This window comes from Fontimonas thermophila, from assembly GCF_900113085.1.
Classification (GTDB): Bacteria; Pseudomonadota; Gammaproteobacteria; order Nevskiales; family Nevskiaceae; genus Solimonas; species Solimonas thermophila.
Genome location: NZ_FOOC01000004.1, coordinates 95,331 through 118,803 on the forward strand (window position 1 = coordinate 95,331; position 23,473 = coordinate 118,803).

The 23,473-nt window shown below is 65.3% G+C and carries 23 protein-coding genes; 15 read left to right on the forward strand and 8 right to left on the reverse strand.

Going from position 1 to position 23,473, the window contains the following annotated elements:
- Positions 1–25: 25 nt before the first annotated feature.
- On the reverse strand, positions 26–298 hold the full coding sequence (gene bamE, locus BMZ48_RS05230) for an outer membrane protein assembly factor BamE domain-containing protein (protein WP_091532979.1): 273 nt from the start codon (positions 296–298) through the stop codon (positions 26–28).
- A 54-nt stretch (positions 299–352) separates the two neighbouring features.
- Positions 353–766, reverse strand: a complete 414-nt coding sequence (locus BMZ48_RS05235) for a hypothetical protein (RefSeq protein WP_091532645.1) — start codon at positions 764–766, stop codon at positions 353–355.
- Positions 767–925: 159 nt separating this feature from the next.
- On the opposite strand from BMZ48_RS05235, the gene tal reads away from it, so the two are divergent.
- Both tal and BMZ48_RS05245 read left to right on the forward strand, forming a co-directional pair.
- Complete coding sequence (gene tal / locus BMZ48_RS05240; RefSeq protein ID WP_234981529.1) at positions 926–2,080, forward strand: transaldolase; 1,155 nt, start codon at positions 926–928, stop codon at positions 2,078–2,080.
- Positions 2,077–2,730, forward strand: a complete 654-nt coding sequence (locus BMZ48_RS05245; protein ID WP_091532649.1) for an MBL fold metallo-hydrolase — start codon at positions 2,077–2,079, stop codon at positions 2,728–2,730. The genes tal and BMZ48_RS05245 overlap by 4 nt, the downstream gene beginning before the upstream one ends.
- Positions 2,731–2,778: 48 nt before the next feature.
- Here the strand turns inward: BMZ48_RS05245 and BMZ48_RS05250 are convergent, their stop codons facing one another.
- Positions 2,779–3,534, reverse strand: coding sequence for a phosphoadenylyl-sulfate reductase (locus BMZ48_RS05250; protein ID WP_091532651.1), 756 nt, complete (start codon positions 3,532–3,534; stop codon positions 2,779–2,781).
- A 394-nt stretch (positions 3,535–3,928) separates the two neighbouring features.
- On the opposite strand from BMZ48_RS05250, the gene lon reads away from it, so the two are divergent.
- Positions 3,929–6,262, forward strand: coding sequence for an endopeptidase La (gene lon, locus BMZ48_RS05255; protein ID WP_091532981.1), 2,334 nt, complete (start codon positions 3,929–3,931; stop codon positions 6,260–6,262).
- A gap of 12 nt (positions 6,263–6,274) precedes the next feature.
- Here the strand turns inward: lon and BMZ48_RS05260 are convergent, their stop codons facing one another.
- Positions 6,275–7,321 carry a transglycosylase SLT domain-containing protein gene (locus tag BMZ48_RS05260; protein ID WP_159431094.1) on the reverse strand — a complete coding sequence of 349 codons (1,047 nt, stop codon included), beginning with the start codon at positions 7,319–7,321 and terminating at the stop codon, positions 6,275–6,277.
- A 157-nt stretch (positions 7,322–7,478) separates the two neighbouring features.
- Positions 7,479–8,264, reverse strand: coding sequence for a hydroxyacylglutathione hydrolase (gene gloB, locus BMZ48_RS05265; protein WP_091532982.1), 786 nt, complete (start codon positions 8,262–8,264; stop codon positions 7,479–7,481).
- Positions 8,265–8,274: 10 nt separating this feature from the next.
- Between gloB and BMZ48_RS05270 the strand changes: the two genes are divergently transcribed.
- From BMZ48_RS05270 to BMZ48_RS05285, 4 genes are read left to right on the forward strand one after another with little or no spacing between them, the layout of a single operon-like run.
- On the forward strand, positions 8,275–9,081 hold the full coding sequence (locus BMZ48_RS05270) for a class I SAM-dependent methyltransferase (RefSeq protein ID WP_234981531.1): 807 nt from the start codon (positions 8,275–8,277) through the stop codon (positions 9,079–9,081).
- Between the two features lie 54 nt (positions 9,082–9,135).
- The gene (rnhA, locus tag BMZ48_RS05275) at positions 9,136–9,594 is read left to right on the forward strand and encodes a ribonuclease HI (protein WP_091532656.1); all 459 of its coding nucleotides are present in this window, start codon (positions 9,136–9,138) and stop codon (positions 9,592–9,594) included.
- A gap of 30 nt (positions 9,595–9,624) precedes the next feature.
- Positions 9,625–10,344: a DNA polymerase III subunit epsilon gene (dnaQ, locus tag BMZ48_RS05280; RefSeq protein ID WP_091532658.1), complete on the forward strand. Its 720-nt coding sequence runs from the start codon at positions 9,625–9,627 to the stop codon at positions 10,342–10,344.
- 26 nt (positions 10,345–10,370) lie between these two features.
- The gene (locus BMZ48_RS05285) at positions 10,371–11,060 is read left to right on the forward strand and encodes an SDR family NAD(P)-dependent oxidoreductase (RefSeq protein ID WP_091532660.1); all 690 of its coding nucleotides are present in this window, start codon (positions 10,371–10,373) and stop codon (positions 11,058–11,060) included.
- On the opposite strand, the gene BMZ48_RS05290 is transcribed toward BMZ48_RS05285, so the two are convergent.
- On the reverse strand, positions 11,061–12,011 hold the full coding sequence (locus tag BMZ48_RS05290; RefSeq protein ID WP_091532662.1) for an ArsR/SmtB family transcription factor: 951 nt from the start codon (positions 12,009–12,011) through the stop codon (positions 11,061–11,063).
- Between the two features lie 99 nt (positions 12,012–12,110).
- Positions 12,111–12,674, reverse strand: a complete 564-nt coding sequence (locus BMZ48_RS05295; RefSeq protein WP_143383636.1) for a hypothetical protein — start codon at positions 12,672–12,674, stop codon at positions 12,111–12,113.
- 549 nt (positions 12,675–13,223) lie between these two features.
- On the opposite strand from BMZ48_RS05295, the gene fadB reads away from it, so the two are divergent.
- Together fadB and fadA are read left to right on the forward strand one after the other, a co-directional pair.
- Entirely contained in the window at positions 13,224–15,377 is a 2,154-nt protein-coding gene (fadB, locus tag BMZ48_RS05300) for a fatty acid oxidation complex subunit alpha FadB (protein WP_091532666.1), read from the forward strand.
- A gap of 30 nt (positions 15,378–15,407) precedes the next feature.
- Positions 15,408–16,568 carry an acetyl-CoA C-acyltransferase FadA gene (gene fadA, locus BMZ48_RS05305; protein WP_091532667.1) on the forward strand — a complete coding sequence of 387 codons (1,161 nt, stop codon included), beginning with the start codon at positions 15,408–15,410 and terminating at the stop codon, positions 16,566–16,568.
- Positions 16,569–16,630: 62 nt separating this feature from the next.
- On the opposite strand, the gene BMZ48_RS05310 is transcribed toward fadA, so the two are convergent.
- The gene (locus BMZ48_RS05310) at positions 16,631–17,779 is read right to left on the reverse strand and encodes a CaiB/BaiF CoA transferase family protein (protein WP_091532668.1); all 1,149 of its coding nucleotides are present in this window, start codon (positions 17,777–17,779) and stop codon (positions 16,631–16,633) included.
- Positions 17,780–17,971: 192 nt separating this feature from the next.
- On the opposite strand from BMZ48_RS05310, the gene fliE reads away from it, so the two are divergent.
- Genes fliE through fliJ form a run of 6 tightly spaced genes read left to right on the forward strand, consistent with a single transcriptional unit; the run spans position 17,972 to position 23,462 of the window.
- Positions 17,972–18,298: a flagellar hook-basal body complex protein FliE gene (fliE, locus tag BMZ48_RS05315; RefSeq protein ID WP_091532669.1), complete on the forward strand. Its 327-nt coding sequence runs from the start codon at positions 17,972–17,974 to the stop codon at positions 18,296–18,298.
- Between the two features lie 16 nt (positions 18,299–18,314).
- Positions 18,315–19,955 carry a flagellar basal-body MS-ring/collar protein FliF gene (gene fliF, locus BMZ48_RS05320; RefSeq protein ID WP_091532671.1) on the forward strand — a complete coding sequence of 547 codons (1,641 nt, stop codon included), beginning with the start codon at positions 18,315–18,317 and terminating at the stop codon, positions 19,953–19,955.
- A gap of 18 nt (positions 19,956–19,973) precedes the next feature.
- Positions 19,974–20,990, forward strand: a complete 1,017-nt coding sequence (gene fliG / locus BMZ48_RS05325; RefSeq protein WP_091532673.1) for a flagellar motor switch protein FliG — start codon at positions 19,974–19,976, stop codon at positions 20,988–20,990.
- On the forward strand, positions 20,990–21,604 hold the full coding sequence (locus BMZ48_RS05330; RefSeq protein WP_091532675.1) for a FliH/SctL family protein: 615 nt from the start codon (positions 20,990–20,992) through the stop codon (positions 21,602–21,604). Before fliG ends, BMZ48_RS05330 begins: the two co-directional genes overlap by 1 nt.
- Positions 21,604–23,001: a flagellar protein export ATPase FliI gene (gene fliI / locus BMZ48_RS05335; protein WP_091532677.1), complete on the forward strand. Its 1,398-nt coding sequence runs from the start codon at positions 21,604–21,606 to the stop codon at positions 22,999–23,001. The genes BMZ48_RS05330 and fliI overlap by 1 nt, the downstream gene beginning before the upstream one ends.
- Entirely contained in the window at positions 22,998–23,462 is a 465-nt protein-coding gene (gene fliJ / locus BMZ48_RS05340; RefSeq protein ID WP_091532679.1) for a flagellar export protein FliJ, read from the forward strand. The genes fliI and fliJ overlap by 4 nt, the downstream gene beginning before the upstream one ends.
- The last annotated feature ends 11 nt before the right edge of the window (positions 23,463–23,473 follow it).

The window sequence follows — 23,473 nt, forward strand, 5'->3', positions numbered from 1 at the left end:
GCTTTGCCGGCCGATTTCGCGTGGACTACTCCTGACGCGGTTGGATGCGCTTGAGCGTGACCTTGTCACCGGCAAACGTGACACGGACGATGTGCTTGGGGCCAGTCCAGGTCTCGGTGGTGAGCGTGAGCTGACCGATGCCGCTACCGGAGACGTCGTCGGGTTTGCCGAGCAGCCGATACACCTCTTCCCGGGTCATCCCGGCTTCGAGCTTGGCGTAATTTTCCGGGGTGATCCGGGAACACGCCGCCAGGGTCAGCAGCACACAGACGAACACAGCGGTGATGACGGTTTTCATGACGGCGAGCGCTGATGTTGGGATGAACATGATCATCGGGACACGATGATCATCTCAGTCGATCGCGAAAGCGTCCAGCAGTACATGGGTTGCGGCGATCACGCGCACGATCTGGCTGTCGATGCGGACGGTGATCACGCCTTCCGGCTGGGGCGGCAAGCGCACCAAGACGTCGTGTGGCAGCGGCTCGTGCCAGGCCCAGATGTCGGCCGGAATGACTGCCCCACGGACAAGTTTTTTCTGCCAGCCGGGCGGGAGGCTCTTGCCTTTCTCCAGGCGCTTTTGCATGCCCTTGTTCAAGGGCTTGGCCGGCGGTGCGGGCAGTTGCCGGTAATACTCGCGGATGATGTCGCGTTCATGGTCGGTGAGCACGATGCGCACATCGCCGGTATCGATTGAGATGGAATCGGCCCACGCCGTGGGCGCGATAGCGACGATGACGGCGAGCAGCAGGGTTCTGGCGTACATGGATGGTCCTCAATGGTTGCTGGATGGTGGAGATGATTGCAGCAGTCTGCAATGAATCGCGACTGAACTGCCGATGTCTCGGATGACCGCACTGCCGGTATCCTGTTGAGCCGGGTAGGGGGTCGAACATCCGTGTCCATGTCAGCGAGTGAATCTGCCGTGAATCCGCTTCTGGAATGCCAACGTCTGGGCCAGTCGATCTGGCTCGATTTCATCGCCCGCAAGCTGCTCGACGGGGATGGATTGCAGCGTCTGATCGATGCCGATGGCATCAGCGGGCTGACCTCGAACCCCGCGATTTTTGAAAAGGCGATCGGCGGCAGTGACGAATACGACGCCGAACTCGCCGCGCTTGTCGCAATGGGGGTGCGCGATCCGCAGGATTTGTACGAGCAACTGGCGATCACCGACATCCGCCGTGCGGCCGACCGGCTGCGTCTGGTCTATGAGCGCAGCGGCGGCGCTGACGGCTATGTCAGCCTGGAAGTCTCACCCCATCTTGCGCTGGATGAGGATGCGACGGTGCGCGCGGCGCAGCGGCTGTGGCGCGCCGTCGATCGGCCCAACCTGATGATCAAGGTGCCAGGCACGGCGCCGGGGATCGCCGCCGTCCGCCGTCTGATCGGCGAGGGGATTAATGTCAACGTCACCTTGCTGTTCGCGCGCAGCGCCTACCGTGCCGTGGCCGATGCCTACGCCGACGGACTCGAGGCGTTCGCCGCAGCCGGTGGCGAGATCGGACGCGTCGCAAGCGTCGCCAGTTTCTTCATCAGCCGCATCGACACGGCGATGGATACCTGTATCGAGCAGCGCATCGCCTCGACGCACGATGACCATGAACGGACGGCATTGCGCGCGCTCTTGGGGCGTGTCGCGATCGCCAATGCCAGGCTCGCCTATGCCGATTACCGGCAACTGACTGCACAGCCTCGCTGGCAGGCGCTGGCTGCGCGCGGGGCGCGGCCGCAGCGGCTGTTATGGGCCAGCACCAGCACCAAGAATCCGGCTTATCGCGATGTGTACTATGTCGAGGCACTGATCGGTCCGGATACGGTCAATACACTGCCGCCGGCGACACTCGATGCGTTTCGTGACCACGGCTGCGTGCGCGCAAGCCTGCTCGATGGACTCGACGAGGCTCAGGCGACGATGGCGGCGGTCGAGCACTGGCGTTTGCCTCTCGACGAGGTCGCCGACCGCTTGCTCACCGAGGGTCTGCGCTTGTTCGTCGATGCGCATGACAGGCTTGTTGCCGCCATCGCGGCCAAACGCGATGCGCTGCGGGTTCGCCCATTGGCCGGAGCCTGCCGATGACGGGTTCTCCGTTGCAGGTCGAGGTGATTCCGGTTACGCCATTCCAGCAGAACTGTTCGCTGGTCTGGGATGCGGATACGCAGCGCGGTGCGCTGATCGACGCCGGCGGCGAGCCCCAGCGCCTGCTCGATGCGGTGCAGCGTCGAGGCGTGAAGCTGGAGAAGCTGCTGGTGACCCATGGCCACCTCGATCATATCGGTGTAGTCGGCGAGCTCGCGCAGCGTCTGGGGCTGCCGATCGAAGGACCGCACGAGGACGATGCGTTCTGGATCGAGCTGCTGCCGGAAGCCGCGCGCCTGTACGGTTTCCCGCCGGCGCAGCGGTTTACACCCAGCCGCTGGCTGCGGCACGGCGATCGCGTCAGCGTCGGCAATATTGCCTTCGAGGTCATCCACTGCCCGGGGCATACTCCCGGGCACGTGGTGTTTTACCAGCCCGAGCGCCGACTCGCTTTCGTCGGTGATGTGCTGTTCCAGGGTTCGATCGGCCGCACCGATTTCCCGCGCGGCAATCATGCGGATTTGATCCGCTCGATCCGCGAACGCCTGTTCCCGCTGGGCGACGACATCACCTTCGTGCCCGGACACGGGCCGCTGTCGACCTTTGGCGAAGAGCGGCGCACGAATCCGTTCGTCGGCGACGGTGTCTGACGGGGCGGATGGGCCGCGCTCGTACCCGGCATGCGCCTGGTACGCCGGTCAGAGATGCAGACCGCACTCCGTTTTCGGTTTGCCGATCCAGCGGCCGCTGCGGCCCTCTCCCGGCACCGTGCAGTGTATGCAACCGATCGAGGAATAGCCCTTGCCGACCAGCGGGTGGAACGGCAGGTTGTGTTCGCGGATGTAGGCGTCGCGTTCCTCGCGCGTGACGTCGATCATCGGGTTGAACTTGATGATCCCGCGGCGCACCTCGAAGATGTTCAGCGTCGAACGGTGCTCGGTTTGCCAGCGCATCAGGCTCGACACCCAGACGTGGTAATTCGGCTTGATCGCTTCCAGCGGCTCGACTTTGTTGATCGAGCAGCAGAAGTCCGGATCGCGCAGCCAGGTTTTCTCCTCGGTCGTGAAGCGGTGCTTCCACTCCTCCGCGCGCAAATCCTCGACCTTGAGCTTGAACAGGTCGATCAGGTACTGGCGATAGGCCAGCGTTTCCGGAAAGTGGTAGCCGGTGTCGATGAAATGGATGACCTGATCCGGCCGGATGCTCGAGATGATGTGCAGAAAGTAGGCCGAAGTGGCGGCGAACGAGGACGTCACCAGCACTTTCGCCGGATCGAAATCGCGGTAGAGACGGCGGATCCGATCGATGAAATGCAGGGGCGCATAGGCCTCGTTGAGGGCGGCGATCCGTGCTTCGTCGAACACGGTGATGCGGTCCGATCCGGAATCGGCGGGCACGGTGTCGGCTCCGTTGGCGCCGTCGGTTTCGAGAGTAGGTAGATCAAGGTTTTCCATAGGCCGGCGAGTCTAAGAGCGAGTTTTTTGCCCGACAATCGAAATGGGATGCCGGCGGTGAAATCGAATATCGATATAGCAGGCCATCCGCGCGTTGCGCAGGTGCGAACTGCGCATTGAACCGCCACTCAAGCGCCGCGGTCTGATCGCGACCACCCCCACAAGCCACTGAAGCGGAATGAATGGCTAAGGCAATGGCTAGGCCAGCCGGGTGCTGCGGCGCGAGGCTTTGTGGGTTGGCGCGCTTGATTTACGCACCCGCGTCCCCATAGTCGGTAGATCCGATCCGGCATAATGCCGGTGCCGCCGCACACATCAAGGAGTTGCCGTGACGACTGCCGCCGACCGCACCGCCCCCGTTCTGCCACTGCGCGACGTGGTGGTGTTCCCACACATGGCGATCCCGCTGTTCGTCGGCCGTGAAAAATCGATCAAGGCCCTGGCCGCGGCGATGCGCGACGACAAGCGGATTCTGCTGCTGGCGCAGCGCACGGCGGACACTGACGATCCGCGCGAGAAAGACCTGTATGCGGTCGGCACGCTGGCGAGCATTCTGCAGATGCTCAAGCTCCCGGATGGCACCGTGAAAGTGCTGGTCGAAGGCCAGAGCCGGGCGCGCGTGCTGCGCTTCGACATGGGCGGGGAATTCGTGATGGCCGAGTGCCGGGTTCTGCCGGACGACAAGCAGACGATCACCGATGACAAGGAGATCGATGCGCTGTGCCGTTCGATCCTGGCCCAGTTCGAGACCTACGCCAAACTCAACAAAAAAGTGCCGGCCGAGTTGCTGCCGTCGCTGGCGAGCATGGATTCTCCGGGGCGACTGGCCGACACCGTCGCCGCGCATCTCAGTCTCAAGCTCGAAGACAAGCAGGACGTGCTGGAAATCGACGATCCCAAGGCACGGCTCGAGCGCGTGCTCGCCGCGCTCGAGGGCGAGATCGACGTGCTGCAGATCGAAAAGAGGATTCGCTCGCGCGTGAAAGCGCAGATGGAGAAAAACCAGCGCGAGTACTACCTCAACGAGCAGATGAAGGCGATCCAGCGCGAGCTTGGCGAGAGCGAGGATGCCCCCAGCGAACAAGAAGAGCTTGCCAGGAGAATCGAGAAAGCCGGCATGCCCAAAGAGGCCAAGGCCAAGGCGCGTGCCGAACTCAACAAGCTCAAGATGATGCCGCCGATGTCGGCGGAAGCCACCGTCGTGCGCAACTACCTCGACTGGCTGATCCAGGTGCCGTGGAAGAAGCGCAGCAAGACCCGTATCGATCTCGATGCCTGCCAGAAGAAGCTCGACGCCGATCATTACGGGCTCGAGAAGGTCAAGGAGCGCATCGTCGAGTATCTCGCGGTGCAGGCCCGCACCCAGAAGATGAAGGGGCCGATCCTGTGTCTGGTCGGGCCTCCGGGTGTCGGCAAGACTTCGCTGGGCCGTTCCATCGCCGAAGCGGTGAACCGCAAGTTCGTGCGCATGAGCCTGGGCGGGGTGCGCGACGAAGCCGAGATCCGCGGTCACCGGCGGACTTACATCGGTTCGATGCCCGGCAAGATCATCCAGAACATGGCCAAGGTCGGGGTCAAGAATCCGTTGTTCCTGCTGGATGAGATCGACAAGATGGCGATGGATTTCCGCGGCGATCCGTCGGCGGCGTTGCTGGAGGTGCTCGACCCCGAGCAGAACGCGACCTTCCAGGACCATTACCTGGAGGTGGAGTTCGATCTCTCCGACGTGATGTTCATCGCCACCGCCAATACATTGAACATTCCGGCCCCGCTGCTCGACCGCATGGAGGTCATCCGTCTTGCCGGTTATACCGAGGAGGAGAAACTCAACATCGCGCGGCAGTACCTGCTGCCCAAGCAGATGAAGAACAACGGCGTGCGCGAAGGCGAGCTCGAACTCACCGAGGATGCGATCACCGCCATGATCCGCCTCTATACGCGCGAAGCCGGCGTGCGCAATCTGGAGCGTCTGATCAGCAAGGTCTGCCGCAAGGTGGTCAAGCAACTATTGAGCGAGCCATCCGTGCGGACGATCCGCGTCAGTGCAGACAATCTCGCCGATTTCCTCGGCGTTCCGCAGTACCGCTATGGCCGTGCCGAGGAAAAAAACCAGATCGGCCAGGTCACCGGGCTGGCGTGGACCGAGGTCGGCGGTGAGCTGCTGACCATCGAGGCGGCGCTGGCACCCGGCAAGGGCAAGCTGATCCAGACCGGTTCGCTCGGCAACGTGATGCAGGAGTCGATCCAGGCGGCGCTGACCGTCGTGCGTGCGCGCAGCCAGACGCTGGGGATCGATCCAAAGTTTTATGAGTCCAACGACATCCACGTGCACGTGCCGGAAGGTGCGACGCCCAAGGATGGGCCCTCGGCGGGCATTGCGATGTGCACGGCGCTGGTGTCGGCACTGACCGGCATTCCGGTGCGGGCCGATGTCGCGATGACCGGCGAGATTACCCTGCGCGGTGAGGTGCTGCCGATCGGCGGCCTCAAGGAAAAGCTGCTCGCGGCGCAGCGCGGGGGTATCCAGACCGTGATCATCCCGCACGAGAACGTCAAAGATCTGGCCGACATCCCGGAGACGGTGAAGTCCAGGCTCAATATCGAGCCGGTGCGCTGGATCGAGGATGTGCTGCGCATTGCACTGGAGCGGTTGCCCGAGCCACGCCCCGTCGTTGCCCCGACCGTCAGCAAGGAGGAGGCAGCCGCCGAGGCCGCACGCGCGCACTGACGGCCTGCACCTTCAGCTCGATACCGGCACTTCGATGCGGCGGCCGGGGCGGATGATGGCGGCGTCAGTCAAGCCGTTGTGACGGAGGATATCGCGGACGCGGACGTCATAGCGGCGCGCGATCTGCCATAGCGAATCACCCGGTTGCACCACATACACGACCACGTTTCGTGCGGCCGTGCCCTCTGGTGGGAAACGCTCACTGGCGAGCGCAGCGCGCATGCGCGCGGCCTCTGCGTTGGGTAAGACCAGCACTTTCTTGCCAGATGAGTTGCGCAGATTCTGCAGCCCGGGGTTGTAGGCGCGGATCAGCGCTTCGTCGATGCCGGCGCGATGTGCCGCGCGTTGCAGGTTCACCGGTCTTTCCAGGGCGATGAGCTCGGTGGTTTTGCGGTCGGGGATCGCCGGCAGGCTCACGCCGAATGCCTGTGGCATTTCCACGAGCAGCGCGATGCCCATGAGCCGGCGCACATGTTCATGCGTCTCGCGTGGGAGATTCAGCGACCAGAAGTCCGCTGCGTCGGGCTGGCTGCGCAGCAGCGTGGTCAGGCGCGCACTGCCGACGTTGTAAGCGGCAAGTGCGAGATGCCAGTCATGGAAGCGTTCGTGCAAGTCCTGCAGGTAATCCAGCGCGGCCTCGGTGCTGGCGACGAGGTCGCGACGGGCATCGTAGTCCCGCGTCGTGTGCAGCCCCAGCGCACGGCCGGTGCCGGGGACGAACTGCCAGAGTCCATGCGCTTGCTGGGGTGAACGCGCATGCGGGTCGAAGCCGGATTCGACGGCCGGCAACAATGCGATCTCGGCCGGCATGTCGCGTCGTTCGACGGCTTCGACGATGTGCCACAGAAAGGGCTGCGCGCGGGCCAGAACGCGCTGGAAGGAGTCGGGATAACGGGCGTAGTACGCTGCCCAGCGGCGTACTTCGGGTTGCTCGTCGTCGACCAGGCGCATGTCGGCGACGAGGCGCGGCCAGATGGACGGTTCGTTTTCCTGGGCCGTGGCCGGCTGTCCCAGGCAGACGGCGAACAGCGCGGCGATGGCGCAGCGGCGTAGGTTCATCGATCTCCCCCTGGTGGCGGTCTGCACCCGTGCTGGCGCACAAAGACCGCGACCTTGTCCGATTGTAGGCGAGTGTCGCGCACGTTCGATTCCCCCCAACCAGGGGTGGTCCGAGTGGGCCGGGCGATTCGCCCCAAGCGCTGTGGCCGAGTTTCGATCAGGTCGGGCGGAAGCCATCTTTCCAGCGCCGGAGCGCGGCGAAGACCGCGGTTTCCGTGGGCAGGGCGTGACCGGCATACCGCTCCGCCGCCGTGCGCACCGCTGGTTCTGCAGTGCGCAGGAAAGGGTTGATGCGCCGCTCCAGCTCCAGGGTCGAGGGCAGGCTGATGCGGCCTTGGTGGCGCCAGGTGCGCACCTGCGCCAGGTGGGCGGCGACGTCGACGTTGTCCGGCTCTACCGTTTGTGCGAATGCCAGATTGGACAGCGTGTATTCGTGCGTGCAAAAGACTTGGGTGGCCGGCGGCAGCGCTGCAAGGCGCGCCAGCGAGGCGTACATTTGTTCCGGCGTGCCCTCGAACAGCCGGCCGCAACCGGCCGAGAACAGCGTATCTCCACACAGCAGCAGGCCGGTGCCGATGGCACTTGCACAGTGATACGCGATGTGTCCGAGCGTATGGCCGGGGACGGCAAGCACCTGCAGGCGAAGCCCCAGTACGTCGAGTTCATCGCCGTCGTGCAGCCGGTGGCTCAGCGTGCCGATACGCTGTGCCTCGTCAGCAGGGCCGTACACCGGCACCTCGTAATGACGCAGCAGCTCTGGCACGCCGCCGATGTGATCCGGATGGTGGTGCGTGATCAGGATTGCCGCGAGCTGCAGTTCCCGTTCGGCGAGAAACGCGAGTACCGGCGCGGCGTCGCCGGGATCGACAACGGCGGCCCGGTTTGCCTCGATCAGGGTCCAGATGTAGTTGTCGGTGAAGGCGGGGATGGCGTGGACTTGCATCGGCGTTACCATGAAACGGTCACAGGACGAGGGTACCCTCATGCTGAAGACCCGTCACGCCAGCGGCGGTCGCCCCCTGGACCGTCACGCCCTCGAGTCATGGCGGCGGTCGCCGCGCGGCCGGCGCCTGCTGCAGATCGAGTCGCAGGAGCTCGCCCGTTTCCTGCCGGATGTGTTCGGCCGGCACGTGCTCCAGATCGGCAGTTGGGGCAGTGGCAGCGCACTCATCGCCAGCGCCGGCACGTTGCACCACGCCGTGCTCGGCACCGCCGGCGACAGCGCCGTGGCCGCGGTGGTCGATCCGCAGGCCCTGCCGCTGCCGGCGAAAAGCGTCGATGCGATCGTGCTGCCGCACACGCTGGAGTTCTCACCCTCGCCGCACGATGTCTTGCGCGAGGTCGACCGGGTCCTCAACGACCGTGGACGGTTGTTCGTGCTTGGATTCAGTCCCTGGGGGGCGTGGTCCTGGCGTGCCCGCCTGGGCTTGCGGCACCGCGCGTTTCCGCGCGGCGCCCGTTTCTACAGCGCCGGCCGTGTGCATGACTGGCTGGAGCTGCTCGGCTTCGACGTCACCGAGGTGCGGCGTTACAGCGTCGGTTTTCCATGGCTGGCATCGCGTGCGGTCGGCGAACCGTGGTCCCCGGCGAGCCTGCTTGCGCCACTGTCCGAGGCCTATCTGATCTGCGCGCGCAAGCGCGTGCTACCGATGAATTTCGTCGGCCGCGTGCAGCGTGCGCAGGTCAAGCCGCTGGTGGGTGTCGGTCTGCCCGCGGCGCAGCGGGGCATGAGCCAGAACGAGTCCGGCACGACCGTCTGAGCACCGCATAAAGCACCGCATAATGATGGGTCCGGCAACAGACGGCAGCGCGATTTGAAACACGTGATCATTCATACCGACGGAGCTTGCAAGGGCAATCCCGGACCCGGCGGCTGGGGCGCGGTCCTCGAGTTCAACGGGCACACGCGTCGGCTCAAGGGCGGCGAGGCGCAGACCACCAACAACCGGATGGAACTGACGGCGGCGATCCGTGCCCTGGAAGCGCTCAAGGAGCCGTGCCGCGTCACCGTATTCACCGATTCCGTCTATCTCATGCAAGGGCTCACCGAATGGCTGCCGGGCTGGAAAGCACGCGGCTGGCGCACGGCTGACAACAAACCGGTGAAAAACCAGGATTTGTGGATGCGCCTGGATGCCGCGGCGGCGCGCCACGTCGTCGAATGGCGCTGGGTCAAGGGCCATGCCGGTCACCCTGGTAATGAGGAGGCCGACCGCCTCGCCAACGAGGGTTGTGCCGAAGCGCAGGCGAACCTGCCAGCACAGGCGCGATAATCTGTCGGCATCCTCTGCACTTCGTGAATCATGCGCCAGATCGTCCTCGATACCGAAACCACCGGGCTGGAAGTCGAACAAGGGCATCGCATCATCGAGATCGGCTGCGTCGAGCTGCGCAACCGCCGGTTCACGCACAACAACTTCCACCAGTACGTGCACCCGGAGGAGAAGGAGATCGATCCGGGTGCGGCCGAGGTCCACGGCATCACGATGGCCGATCTCGCCGACAAGCCGCGCTTCCGCGATCTGGCGCCCACGCTGTGGGATTATCTTGCCGGGGCGGAGCTGATCATCCACAACGCGCCCTTCGACCTGGGTTTTCTCAACATGGAGTTTGCGCGTTGCGGGTTCGGCCGGCTCGAAGACGTTTGCACGATCACCGACACGGTGGCGCTGGCGCGCCGGCTGCATCCAGGGCAGCGGGTGAGCCTGGATGCCTTGTGCAAACGCTACGAGATCGACAACTCCAACCGGACGTTCCACGGCGCGCTGCTCGATGCCGGCTTGCTCGCGGACGTGTATCTGGCGATGACCGGTGGCCAGAGCCGGCTCAGTCTCGACGAGGCATCATCCAGCGGCGCACGCCGTTCGCGCTTCGTCGAAATCCTCGGCGCCGATGCGGGCACCGGGCCGTTGCCGGTGCGGCGGGCGAGCCCTGAAGAACTCGCCGCGCACCGGGCGCGTCTGCAAAAGCTCGCCGCCAAGGGCAAGTGCCTGTGGGCATCCGATCTGCCCTCGCCGGTCTGATCGACACCTGCGCTGACGACAAAAGCATGCCCACTGCACTCGTGACCGGCGGCAACCGCGGTATTGGTCTTGCCACGGTGCGCCAGCTCGCCGCCAGCGGCATCGAGGTCTGGCTGGGTGCGCGCGATCCGGCTGCGGCACGCGCCTGTGCCGACGCGCTCGCCGCGGAGGGATTCGCCGGGGTGCATCCGGTCACCATCGACGTCGCCGATACCGCGAGCATTGCCGCCTGTGCCCGGCGGATCGAAGCCACCGGCGGTCACATCGACATCCTGATCAACAACGCCGGCCTATATCTCCAGGGCAGCGTGCTCGATGCCCCGGAGGCTTGTTTTGCACAAGCGATGGCGGTCAATGCATTCGGTGCGCTGTGGTGTGCACGCGCGTTCATGCCGGGGATGCTCGCGCGCGGGTGGGGGCGCATCGTCAACCTCGCGAGCGGCTACGGTTGTTTCTCGACCGGTCTTGACGGGCCGGCGCCTTATAGCCTGTCGAAGGCCGCGCTCAATGCGATTACCCTGATGCTCGCGCGCGCGTCTTCCGGCGATGTCAAGGTCAATGCCGTCGACCCCGGCTGGGTGCGCACGCGCATGGGTGGCCCGCAGGCGCCCCGGGCGGTCGAAGACGCCGCTGCCGATGTGGTGTGGGCGGCGACCTTGCCGGCGGATGGGCCTCATGGCTGTCTGCTGCGCCGGCGCGCCGTCGTCCCCTGGTGATCAGCCGGCGGTTTTCGTGCCTGCTGCCCGCCGCGCGATCGCGGTGATGACCTCAAAGTACGGTGGACGCATCTCGCGCGAGCTGATGCGGCAGCTCTCGACGATCAGGCCGCAGGCGAGCAACAGTTCATGCAGTCGCCCCGGTGCGATGCCCAGGTTGAGATGGTCGTAGGCGCGCATCGTCTCCGTGTGCGTGTGCTCGGCCAGCGCGGCGACGATCAGCCGCCCATTCGGCTTGAGCAGGCGTGCGGCCTCGGCGATCACCGTTTGCGGCGTTTGCGTGTACGACAGCGCATGCATCAGAAACACGTGGTCATAGGCAGTGTCCGCGAGCGGCAGGGCATGCATGTCGGCTTCGCAGAATTCGACGTTGGCGAGGCGCGCGAGGCGTTTGCGGGCGGCGGCGATGACAGTGGCGCTGATGTCCACGCAGGTGACACGGCGGGCGCGCTCGGCAATCAATTCGGACAGCACGCCGTCACCGCAGGCGATGTCGGCGACGTCGCCGAGTTCGAGCAGGCCGATCAATGCCCGCGCCGTGGCTTCCCAGGTGCGGCCGGGTGAGTAGTGCAATTCCATGCGGCCGGCGACCGATTCGGCCCAGGTTTTGCCGTGCTTGCGTGCAGCGATGACCTGTTCGGCGCGCTCGCGATCGACGCGCAGCCGGTTGTCATCGAGGCGTTCGCGCAGCAGCGACCACAGCGCGCCGCCGTCTTCGCGGGGCGGCACGACCGAGTACAGCGCGGCATTGCCGCTGCGTTTGTCCTGGACCAGCCCGGCGCGCTTGAGCCGCGCAAGATGCGTGGACACACGGCTTTGTGCAAGCCCGGTGATCTCGGTGAGTTCGGCGACGCTCAGCTCGTGCTGTTCGAGCAGCAACAGCAGCCGCACGCGGCTGGGATCAGCCAGCAGGCTGCACAGCTGCGTGCTCTGGTCGAGCGACAGGCTCATGCGGATGGGCGGATATGAAATCTACGGCATTGTGAACGCTGCCGCTGCGAACAAAAAGCCCGCCGGTGTACGGCGGGCCGGGTGAGACGCCGTGGCGTTTTAAGTCTGCGTATCCGACGGGGTGCTGGACGAGTCGCCCGCCGCCGGTGCTGGCGCGGGGGTCTCGCTCGGGGTGAGTCCCCGGTCGGCGGCCTCTTTCTTGCCCTGCGTGGTGGCGAGAAAAGCGCGCGACAGAGGCGAGGGCGTGATCGTCTGCGCGGCGGCGACGACTGGCGCGGCCGCTTCGGCGACTTTCTTCTCGATCGTGCCGAGCGTGCTGCTGACAGTATCCTGCGCCTTCCGGATCGCCCGCTTGGCTTTGGCGACGTCAGCCTTGACGGTTTTCTTGGTCTTGGCGACGTCGGCCTTGACTGCTTTGACGGTCTTGCGGGCGAGGGCCACGTCTTTTTTCGCCGTGCGGGCCACCTTCTTGGCCGCTTGTTTGACCGCGGATTTGGCTTTGGCGAGGTCCTTTTTCACGGAGCTGACCGCTTTTTTGACCTTGGCCTTGAGCGAGGATTTTTTCGCCGCCTTGGGTGCGGTCTTGGCCTTCTTCACGGCAACCTTCTTGCCCGTGGTCTTCTTGGCGCCTTTGGCACTGCTTTTTCGTGCGGACTTCTTCATATGCGTGACGAGCTCCATACGTGGTGCGGCCGCCGGGGCCGGGAAGAGGCGCGTCCGTGTACAGACGCGCGATACGTCGCAATGCCGTCGACGGCGACGGCACGCAGAGAGCCGGTGGCATGCAAGCCGGCGCACGAGGCCGGGGATGGATGCGGGGATGGGCGCAGGCAGGAGATGGCGGATCGGCAGCGGTGGACCACAACCCGCGGAGCCCTGCCGGAGCCCGGGTTCAGATCCGTCGTTTGCGCGGACTGCCGCAATCCAGCAGCCATCCGATCACCCTTGACTTTTCCCCCAAAAGTTGTTCGCGAGTGTAGGACCGTGGGGCGGTGCTGTCAAAACGGCCGCGCTGCCGCGCGCCGTACGCCGCCGCATACCGAAAATCCGCCCGCCGCCTTGGTTTACGGCATTGCAGCATGGGGGCTATGATGGCCGCCCTTTTTTAATGTCACGCGCGGGTCTGCAACGGGTTCGTTCCCGGATGTGTCGGGCTAACCGACGTGGCCTTGCGCACCGCACCGCTTTCTCCATCCACGAGGTGATCTACCCATGTATCAAGGGCAGTCCATCCGAGTCGCGCTGCTCGACGACGGCATCGCCGAGCTGTGTTTCGATCGCAAGGATGACGCGATCAACAAGTTCGACGCACGCACGGTCCAGGAACTCAAGGAGGCCGGCGAGGCACTCGCCCGCGCTTCCGGGGTCAGGGGCTTGATCGTCACCAGCGCCAAGGACGTGTTCATCGTCGGCGCCGACATCACCGAATTCGGCGCCAGCTTCCAGCGTTCCGAGGAGGAAATCGCGGCCTGGGCCTACGAGGCCAACAAGGTGTTCAATGCCATCGAGGATTTGCCGTTTCCGAGCTGCACGGCGATCAACGGTTTTGCCCTCGGCGGCGGTTTTGAGATGGCGCTGGCCACCGACTACCGGGTGATGGCTACGACCGCACAAGTCGGTTTCCCCGAGGTCAAGCTCGGCATCATCCCGGGTTTTGGTGGCACCGTACGTTTCCCGCGGCTGGTCGGCGCCGACAATGCGATCGAGTGGATCGCCGGCGGCGAGCAGAACAAGGCCGAGGCCGCACTCAAGATCCACGCGGTCGATGCGGTGGTGCCGCTTGAGAAGCTGCGCGACGCCGCGATCCGGCTCGTCCAGCAGGCCGCTGAAGGCAAGTACGACTGGCAGGCGCGCCGCGCGCAGAAGAAAGGTCCGCTCAAGCTCGATGCCATCGAGAGCATGATGGTGTTCGGCACCGCGATCCCGTTCATTCAGGGCAAGGCCGGCAAGCACTATCCGGCGCCGGTCGAGGCCGTGAAGTCGATCCAGAAAGCGGCGTCCAAGTCGCGCGACGAAGCCCTCAAGATCGAGGGCAGTAGCTTCGCCAAGATGGCCAAGACCACGGTCGCCGATGCGCTGATCGGTATCTTCTTGAACGACCAGTTCCTCAAGAAGAAAGCCAAGGGGTATATCAAGGCGGGCCGCAAGGTCGAGCAGGCCGCCGTGCTCGGCGCCGGCATCATGGGTGGGGGTATCGCCTACCAGAGCGCGGTCAAGGGCATCCCGATCATCATGAAGGACATCGCCGCCAAGGCGTTGGACCTGGGCATGGGCGAGGCCAACAAGCTCCTCGCCAAGCAGGTCGAGCGCGGCAAGCTCAGCCCCGAGCAGGCCGGCAAGATCCTGTCGATGATCCGGCCGACGCTGAACTACGGTGACTTCGGCGGCGTCGATGTCGTCGTCGAGGCAGTGGTCGAGAATCCCAAGGTCAAGAAGACCGTGCTCGCCGAGGTCGAGGCGCTGGTCAAGCCGCAGACGATCATTGCGTCCAATACCTCGTCGATTTCCATCGACGAGCTCGCCACGGCCCTCAAGCGGCCCGAAAACTTCCTCGGCATGCACTTCTTCAATCCGGTGCACCGCATGCCGCTGGTCGAGGTGATCTACGGCGAGAAGACATCCAAGGAAGCGATCGCCACGATCGCCGCCTACGCAAGCGCGATGGGCAAGACGCCGATCGTGGTCAAGAACTGCCCGGGTTTCCTCGTCAACCGCATCCTGTTCCCGTATTTCGGCGGCTGGTCGATGGCGCTGCGCGATGGCGCCGACTATCTGCAGATCGACAAGGTCATGGAGAGCTTCGGCTGGCCGATGGGGCCGGCCTATCTGCAGGACGTCGTCGGCATCGATACCTCGCACCATGTCGGCGACGTGCTCGCAGAAGGCTATCCGGACCGCATGTCGAACAAGGAATTCAAGTCCGCGCTCGACGTGATGTACGAGCACAAGCGCTACGGCCAGAAGAACGGCGTCGGCTTCTACAAATATCAGGAGGACAAGAAGGGCAAGCCGATCAAGACCGTCGATCCGCAGACCGCGGAGCTGATCGCCTCCGTGCAACCCAAGGGCCAGCGTGATTTCAGCGAGGAAGAAATCATCGACCGTCTGATGCTGCCGATGATCATCGAGACCGTGCGTTGTCTCGACGAAGGCATCGTCGAGACGCCGGCCGAGGCCGATATGGGGCTGGTTTATGGCATCGGTTTTCCGCCGTTCCGCGGCGGCGCGCTCAAGTACGCCGATACCGTCGGCATGAAGACCATCCTCGACAAGTGCGCCAAGTACGCTGCGCTGGGCAAGCTCTACGAGCCCACCGCGTCGATGAAGAAGATGGCATCCGAGGGCCGCTTGTTCTTCCCCAAGTAACGCGCGCCATCCGAATTCTGGAGAATTGAGATGACTGAAGTTGTCATTGTCGATGCGGTCCGCACCCCGATGGGCCGTTCCAAGGGCGGTGTCTTCCGCAACGTGCGCGCGGAAGACCTCTCCGCCGAGCTGATCAAGGCGATTCTCAAGCGCAACCCCGCGGTCAAGCCATCGGAAGTCGAGGACGTGATCTGGGGCTGCGTACAGCAGACGCTGGAGCAGGGCTTCAACATCGCGCGCAATGCCGCGCTCAAGGCCGGCCTGCCGATCAGCGTGCCGGGCCAGACCGTCAACCGGCTGTGCGGCTCCTCGATGACCGCGATCCACATCGCGCATGCGTCGATCAAGGCCGGCATCGGCGATACCTATATCTGCGGTGGGGTCGAGCACATGGGCCATGTGCCGATGACGCATGGCTTCGACGGCGATCCGGGCCTGGCGCTGACCACGGCCAAGGCCTCCGCGATGATGGGCCTGACCGCCGAGATGCTGACGCAGACGCACCAGATTTCACGCGAGCAGCAGGATCAGTTCGCGCTGTCCTCGCACCAGAAGGCCTACAAGGCCTGGAAGGAAGGCCGCTTCAAGAACGAGATGATCGGCATCCACGGTCATGACGCCGATGGCCTGCCGATCCTCGTCGATTACGATGAGGTCGTGCGGGCGGATGCCAACCTCGCCGACCTTGGCAAACTCAAGCCGGCGTTCAACCCCAAGGGCAGCGTCACCGCTGGCAACAGCTCGGCGATCTCCGATGGGGCGAGCTGCGTGCTGGTGATGGCCGAAGACAAGGCCAGATCGCTCGGTCTCAAGCCGCTGGCCCGGATCAGGGCGGTGGCCGCGTCCGGCTGCAATCCGTCGATCATGGGTATCGGCCCGGTGCCGGCGACGCAGAAGGTGCTCAAACGCGCAGGCCTGTCGCTCGACAACATCGACTATTTCGAGCTGAACGAGGCTTTCGCCGCGCAGTCGCTGGCCGTGCTCAAGGAGCTGAAGCTGCTCGAGCGCATGGATCGTGTCAACATCAAAGGTGGCGCGATCGCGCTCGGTCATCCGCTCGGCTGCTCGGGCGCGCGCATCACCGGCGCGCTCGCACACATCCTCTGCGAGCAGAACGCGCAGTTCGGCGTCGCGACGATGTGCATCGGCATGGGTCAGGGTGTGGCGACCGTGCTCGAACGCGTCGCCTGAAGACGCTTGCGACGTACGACGAGGCCGGGCATATGCCCGGCCTTTTTCGTCGGTGCGGTGGATCAGACGACGCCGGCGGCGCGCAGGCGCGCCAGCTCGGCGTCATCGATGCCGATGGTGGCCAGCACCGCAGCGGTGTCGGCGCCGAGCTCCGGTGCCGGGGTCGCCGATGCGGTTGCGGCGTCGCGGAACTGCAGCGGGGAGGCGAACGCCGGCTTGCCGTTGACGTTTTCGACGATGCCGCGGGCACGGACCTGCTCGTTCGCCAGCGCTTCTTCGAGCGTGTAAATGCCGCTGGTGCAGGCGTCCGCCGGGGCGAGCAGACGTTCCCATTCGTCGCGCGGGCGTGTTTTGAGCACGGCGGACACTTCCGCACGCACCGCCTCGGCCGTGGGTCCCGGCGACATCGGCTTGCGTCCCAGCTCGGGCTTGCCGATGGCGGCGCAGAAGGCCTGCCAGAATTTCGGCTCCAGCGCGCCCAGTGCAAACCATTTGCCATCGGCGCATTCGTAGAGGCTGTAATTGGGCAGCGCGCCGGTGAGCATGTCGGTGCCGCGGGGCTGCGTGTGTCCGAGCGTGCGCAGCGTGGACAAGGCGACCACCTGCAGCGCCAGCGTGCCGTCGAGCATCGCGGCATCGACGAAGCAGCCTTGACCGGAAGCGCGCGCGCCATGCACGGCGGCGAGGATGCCGATCGCACAGGTCAGCGCGCCGCCGGCCAGATCGGCGAGCTGCGTATTGGACAGCACGGGCGGCCCACCGGCGGAGCCGATCTGGTCGAGCGCACCAGCATAGGCGCAGTAATTCATGTCGTGGCCGGCACGGTCGCGGTACGGGCCGCTGTGGCCGTAGCCGGTCAGAGCGGCGTAAACCAGCTTCGGATTGACGGTCTTGAGCGCCTCGTAGCCGCAGCCGAGCTTGTCCATCACGCCGGGCCGGAAGGATTCGATCAGCACGTCGGCGCCAGCGGCGAGTCTCTTGAGCAGCGCAACGCCTTCGGGCTTGCGCAGGTCGAGCGTCACGGACTGCTTGCCGCGGTTGATCAGCGCGAACATCTCCGGCGACAGCGCACGCGCGTAATCGCCGCCGTGTGGCTCTTCGATCTTGATCACCGTCGCGCCGAGCTGCGCCAGATACAGCGTGCAGAACGGCCCCGGCAATAGTCGCGAGAGATCGAGGATGCGCAGATCGCGCAGCAGCGGATTGGTCATGGCAAGTGGTATGTGGATGTGATGGGGCCCATGCGGCTGGGCGCGCGGGTAACGTGCCGACGATAGCGGACCATCGGATTCCGGAAAAGACGGCGTGCGAGATCGAGTCGGATCTTTGACGCCGGGGCGACATGCCGACGGGAACGGAAGTTGCCTTGAGCGTGGCAGGTCCGTCTCGGTACGAGGTTTGCGATGAGCGATATGGACGTCAGCCGGGTACTGGCACAGATCCGGGCATTGCAGGCGCAGGCGGCGCTCAGGCCGGCTGCGCCCGGTGCCGCCGCAGCGCCACCCAAGACCGGTTTCGACGATCTGCTGAAAAAAGCGATCGGCCAGGTCAACGACAGCCAGCAGGCCGCCGCACGGCTGCAGGAGGCATTTTCGCGCGGTGAGCGCACGGTCGAGCTCGCCGATGTGATGCTCGCCTCGGCCAAGGCGCAGGTGAATTTCAAGGCGATGACCGAGGTGCGCAACCGGCTGGTCGCGGCGTACCAGGACATCATGAACATGCCGGTCTGACGGGAGTAGCTGACCGATGGCACAGACGGCACAGATGGCATTGCCCCGTTTTGTCCAGCTCAAGGACGTTCCGGCCCTGCGCCAGGTGACCTTGCTGCTGGGTGTGGCTTTTGCGGTCGCCCTGGGTTTGTGGGGGTATCGCTGGGCGCAGCAGCCGGTGTACGCGCCGCTGTACAGCGGTCTGGCCGATCGCGACGCCGCCGATGTCGCCGCCGCGTTGCGCGCCGTCGGCGTGCCATTCCGGTATGAACCGGGCAGTGGCGTGGTCAGCGTGCCGCAAGACCAGCTCGATCAGGCGCGGCTGAGTCTGGCCGAACAGGGTCTGCCGCGCAGCGGTGGAATCGGTTTCGAGATCATGCAGCAGAACCAGGGTTTCGGGACCAGCCAGTTCATCGAGAATGCGCGTTACCAGCACGCGCTGGAGACCGAGCTGGCACGGACCGTGACCAGTCTGCAGCCGGTGCGTGCCGCGCGCGTGCATCTGGCCATTCCCAAGCCTTCGGCTTTCGCGCGCAGCGAGGGCACGCCCAGCGCCTCGGTGCTGGTCGAACTGCATCCGGGGCGCCAGCTCGAGCAGAGTCAGGTGGCCTCGATCGTGCACCTGGTTGCGTCCAGTGTCGCCGGGATGCCGGCCAGCGCCGTGACCGTCATCGACCAATATGGCCGCCTGTTGAGCAATCAGGGCGGCGACGAGGGCGTGGCGCGCAGCGCCGAGCAGCTCGAACACACGCGCCGGCTGGAGTCGGATTACGTGCGCCGTATCCACGAACTGCTGGCACCGATGCTCGGGCCTGGCCGGGTCAGCGCACAGGTCACCGCCGATATGGACTATTCGGTGACCGAGGAAGCACGCGAGACATACAACCCGGATCCGGCGAAGCTGCGCAGCGAGCAGATCGTCGAGGACACGACCCGGGGCAGCAAGACCGCCGTCGGCATTCCCGGCGCGACCAGCAACCAGCCGCCGCAGGCCAGCGCCAACCCGCCGCTCAACTCGGCCGTCGCGACGGGCGATGATGTGCACAACCAGTCGCGCCAGATGATCCGTAACTACGAGCTCGACCGCACCGTCAGCCATACGCGCCAGTCCGTCGGGCGTATCCGGCGCCTTTCGGTGGCGGTGCTCGTGGATCATGTGCCGCGGCCCAAACCGGGGGGCAATCCCGGTGAGACCGAACCCGTGCCCCTGTCCGCGGAAGAGCTGGCCAAGGTCGAGGCCCTGGTGCGCGAGGCGGTGGGTTTTAATGCCCAGCGCGGCGACTCGGTGAGCGTACAGAATGCGCCGTTCGTTGCGGCCGAGCTGTCTGCACCGGAGCCGCTGCCGTTCTGGCAGCAGCCGCAGATGCGTGAAATCTTGCGGCAGATCGGCGGCGCGATGCTGGTTCTGGTCTTGATCCTGTTCGTGCTGCGCCCGGCCTTGCGTTCGCTGCTGACGGCGCCGGTCGGTGTCCCATCTGCCAAGGCCTTGCCGGGTGCCATCGACGCCGGTGCTGTGCAGGTGCTTGGCGAGAATTCACCCGCATCCGGCCATGCCCCGGCGGCTCTGCCCGCGCAAAACAGCTATGAGCAGAAGCTGCAGATCGCGCGCAGCGCCGTGGTCCAGGACCCCAAGCGCGTCGCGCAGGTCGTGAAGAACTGGGTTGCACAGGAAGGATGATGCGCGAGGGCAGACATCATGGCTGAGGCGCAGGCCAAACCCGCAAGCCCGAGTGGTCTCGAACGCGCGGCGATCCTGTTGATGTCGCTCGGTGAATCCGAGGCGGCCGAGGTGCTCAAGCACATGGGCGCCAAGGACGTGCAGAAGGTGGGTGCGGCGATGGCCACCCTGTCCAACGTCTCGCGCGAGCGCGTGAACGAGGTGATCGACCGTTTCGTCGAGGAGCTCGACTCGCAGACCTCGCTCGGCGTCGGCGCCGACGACTACGTGCGCCGCGTGCTGGTCAATGCGCTTGGCCCGGACAAGGCGACGGGGCTGATCGACCGCATCCTGCTCGGTCGCAACAGCAAGGGTCTGGAAGCGCTGAAGTGGATGGAGACGCGTGCCGTTGCCGACATCGTGCGCAACGAGCATCCCCAGATCGTCGCCATCGTGTTGTCTTATCTCGATCCCGACCAGGCTGCGGATGTGCTGGCGCAATTGCCGGAACGCATGAAAGGTGACGTGCTGATGCGCATCGCCAGGCTCGACGGCATCCAGCCTGCGGCACTGCGCGAACTCGACGAGATCATGGAGAAGCAGTTCAGCGGTGGCGGGAATCTCAAATCGTCGAGTGTCGGCGGTATCAAAGTCGCCGCGACGATTCTCAATCTGATGGATTCGTCGCAGGAGCAGGCCATCCTCGCCAAGATCGGCGAGATCGATCAGGATCTGTCGCAGAAAATCCAGGATCTGATGTTTGTCTTCGACGATCTCGCCGATGTCGACGACCGTAGCATCCAGACACTGCTGCGCGAGATCGCGACCGAGACCCTGGGTCTTGCCCTCAAGGGCGCTGATCCGCGCGTCAAGGACAAGATTCTCAGGAACATGTCCAAGCGTGCGGCCGAGATGCTCGTCGAGGACATGGAGGCCCGCGGGCCGGCCAAGCTGTCGGATGTCGAGGCCGCGCAGAAAGAGATTCTCGCTGCCGCCCGTCGGCTCGCCGACGCCGGCACCATCGTCATTGGCGGCAAGGGTGAGGAATTCGTCTGATGACCGACGCCGCCGATGCCATCGTGCTGCCGGCTGAAGCCATCGGCGGCGAGTTGCCGCGCTGGCAGTTGCCGCGTTTCGATGCTGCACCAGCCGGGTTGCATACGGCCGCGCAGCTCGAGGCGATCGAAGCCGCGGCTTACCAGGAAGGCTTTGCGCGAGGTCACGCGGAAGGTTTCGACGTCGGACAGCGGGCGGCGCTGGCGCAGGCGCAGCGTCTGCAGGGGCTGATCGATCACATCGCGCGGCCGCTCGCACATCTCGACGACGAGGTCGAACACGCGCTGGTCGATCTGGCTGCGGCAATCGCCCGGCGCATCATCCACGACGAGCTGCGGATCGCACCGGAACGCATCGTTGCCATGGTGCGCGAAACCCTCGCCGCATTGCCCGCGCAACTGCGCAACGTGCGCCTGCGCGTTCACCCCGACGATGCCGCGCTGCTGCGCGAGCATCTATCACCGCCGGCCGACGTGAAGGAGCTGGAGATCATCCCCGATCCGGAACTCAAGCGGGGGGATTGCCGCGTGTTCACCGAATCGGCGCTGATCGATGCACGGCTCGATCGCCGTGTGCGCGTGATCGCGCAGGCACTCTCCGGAGACAGCGAATGATGGCGCCGGATGCAGGTCGTGATGCGGGTCGCGATGAATGGACGCGGGCCTCGGCGCGGCGGCTGGGCGCGCGCCTGCGGCATCAGGCGCACAGTGCCGCGCTTGCGCCGACTTTCCAGGTGGAAGGGCAGTTGCGGCGTGTCGTCGGGCTGACACTGGAGGCGGTCGGTTGCATGCTGCCGGTCGGTGCACGCGCACGCATCACCAATGCCGATGGCAGCGGTGTCGAGGCCGAGGTCGTCGGTTTCGCCGGCGATCGCGTTTATCTGATGCCTGGCGGCGACATGCAGGGCTTGACGCCGCAGGCGCGGGTCGTGCCGTCCGGACGTGCCGTCGAAGTCGCCGTCGGCGAATCTCTGCTCGGACGTGTGCTCGACGGCGAGGGGCGGCCCATCGATGGCCGCGGCCGTCTGGTCTGCGACGCCCATGTGCGTTTGCACGGTGCGCCGCTCAATCCGCTCGAGCGTGAACCGATCACCCAGCCTCTCGATGTCGGCGTGCGCGTCATCAATGCCTTGCTCACCGTCGGCCGCGGCCAGCGCCTGGGCCTGTTTGCCGGGACCGGTGTCGGCAAATCGACGCTGCTCGGCATGATGGCGCGCTACACCGCGGCGGATGTCATCGTCGTCGGCCTGATCGGCGAGCGTGGACGCGAAGTGCGCGATTTTCTCGACCACAATCTCTCCGCCGAAGGACTTAGGCGAGCCGTGGTCGTGGCCACGCCGGCGGACCGTTCACCGCTGCTTAGGTTGCGCGCGGCCTATACGGCGACGGCGATCGCGGAATATTTCCGCGACCAGGGCCGCCATGTATTGCTGCTGATGGATTCATTGACGCGCTTTGCTCAGGCCCAGCGTGAAATCGGTCTTGCGGTCGGTGAGCCGCCGACGACGCGCGGGTACCCGCCGTCGGTGTTCGCACGCCTGCCCGGTCTGGTCGAACGCGCCGGCAACGGGATCCGTGGCAGCGGATCGATCACGGCGTTCTACACCGTGCTCACCGAAGGCGATGATCTCAACGACCCGATCGCCGACGCGGCGCGCGGCATTCTCGATGGGCACATCGTGCTGTCGCGCGCGCTGGCCGATGCCGGCCTGTATCCGGCCGTGGATATCGAGACCTCGATTTCCCGTGTGATGCAGGAAATCGTCGCGCCCGAACAGATGCAGCGCGCGCGCCAGCTCCGGGCACTGTTTTCCGCATACCAGCGCAACCGCGATCTCATCAACATCGGCGCCTATCAGAAAGGTGCCGATCCACGGGTCGATGCCGCGCTCGCCAAGTGGCCGCAGATCGAGGAATTTCTCCGGCAGAGCATCGATTGCGCCGCGCGCCTGGCCGACAGCCAGCGCGCACTCGCCGAGCTGCTCGCGAACACAACCGGAGATCGCCGATGACGGCACGGCCACCATCGCTGAGCCTGCAACCGCTGCACCGCCTCGCCGAGGCGCGCGAGCAAGACGCGGCAAGGCGCCTGCTGGAACGGCAACGCGAGCTCGCCGAGCGTGAGCGGCGTCTGCGCGAATTGGTGCAGTATCTCGCCGAATACGAATCCGCAGCGCAGGTGCACAATGCCCAGATGCTGATGAACCGCCAGGCTTTTCTGGCCCGTCTGCGCGAGGCGGTGGCAGTGCAGGAGCGCCTGGTCGAGCAGGCGCGCACCAACTGCGATGTCGAGCGGACGCACTGGCTGTTGCAGCGCCGCGAGGTCTCCACGCTCGACCAGCTCATCGACCGTTACCGCCGGCGCGAGCGCGACGTCGAGGCGCAGCGCGCCCAGCGCCAGCTCGACGAATTCGCGCTGCAGCGTTTCGTCGGTGAAAACACGTCGGTATCCGGCGGCCGGGGGAGCGAATGAAGATCGGCGGC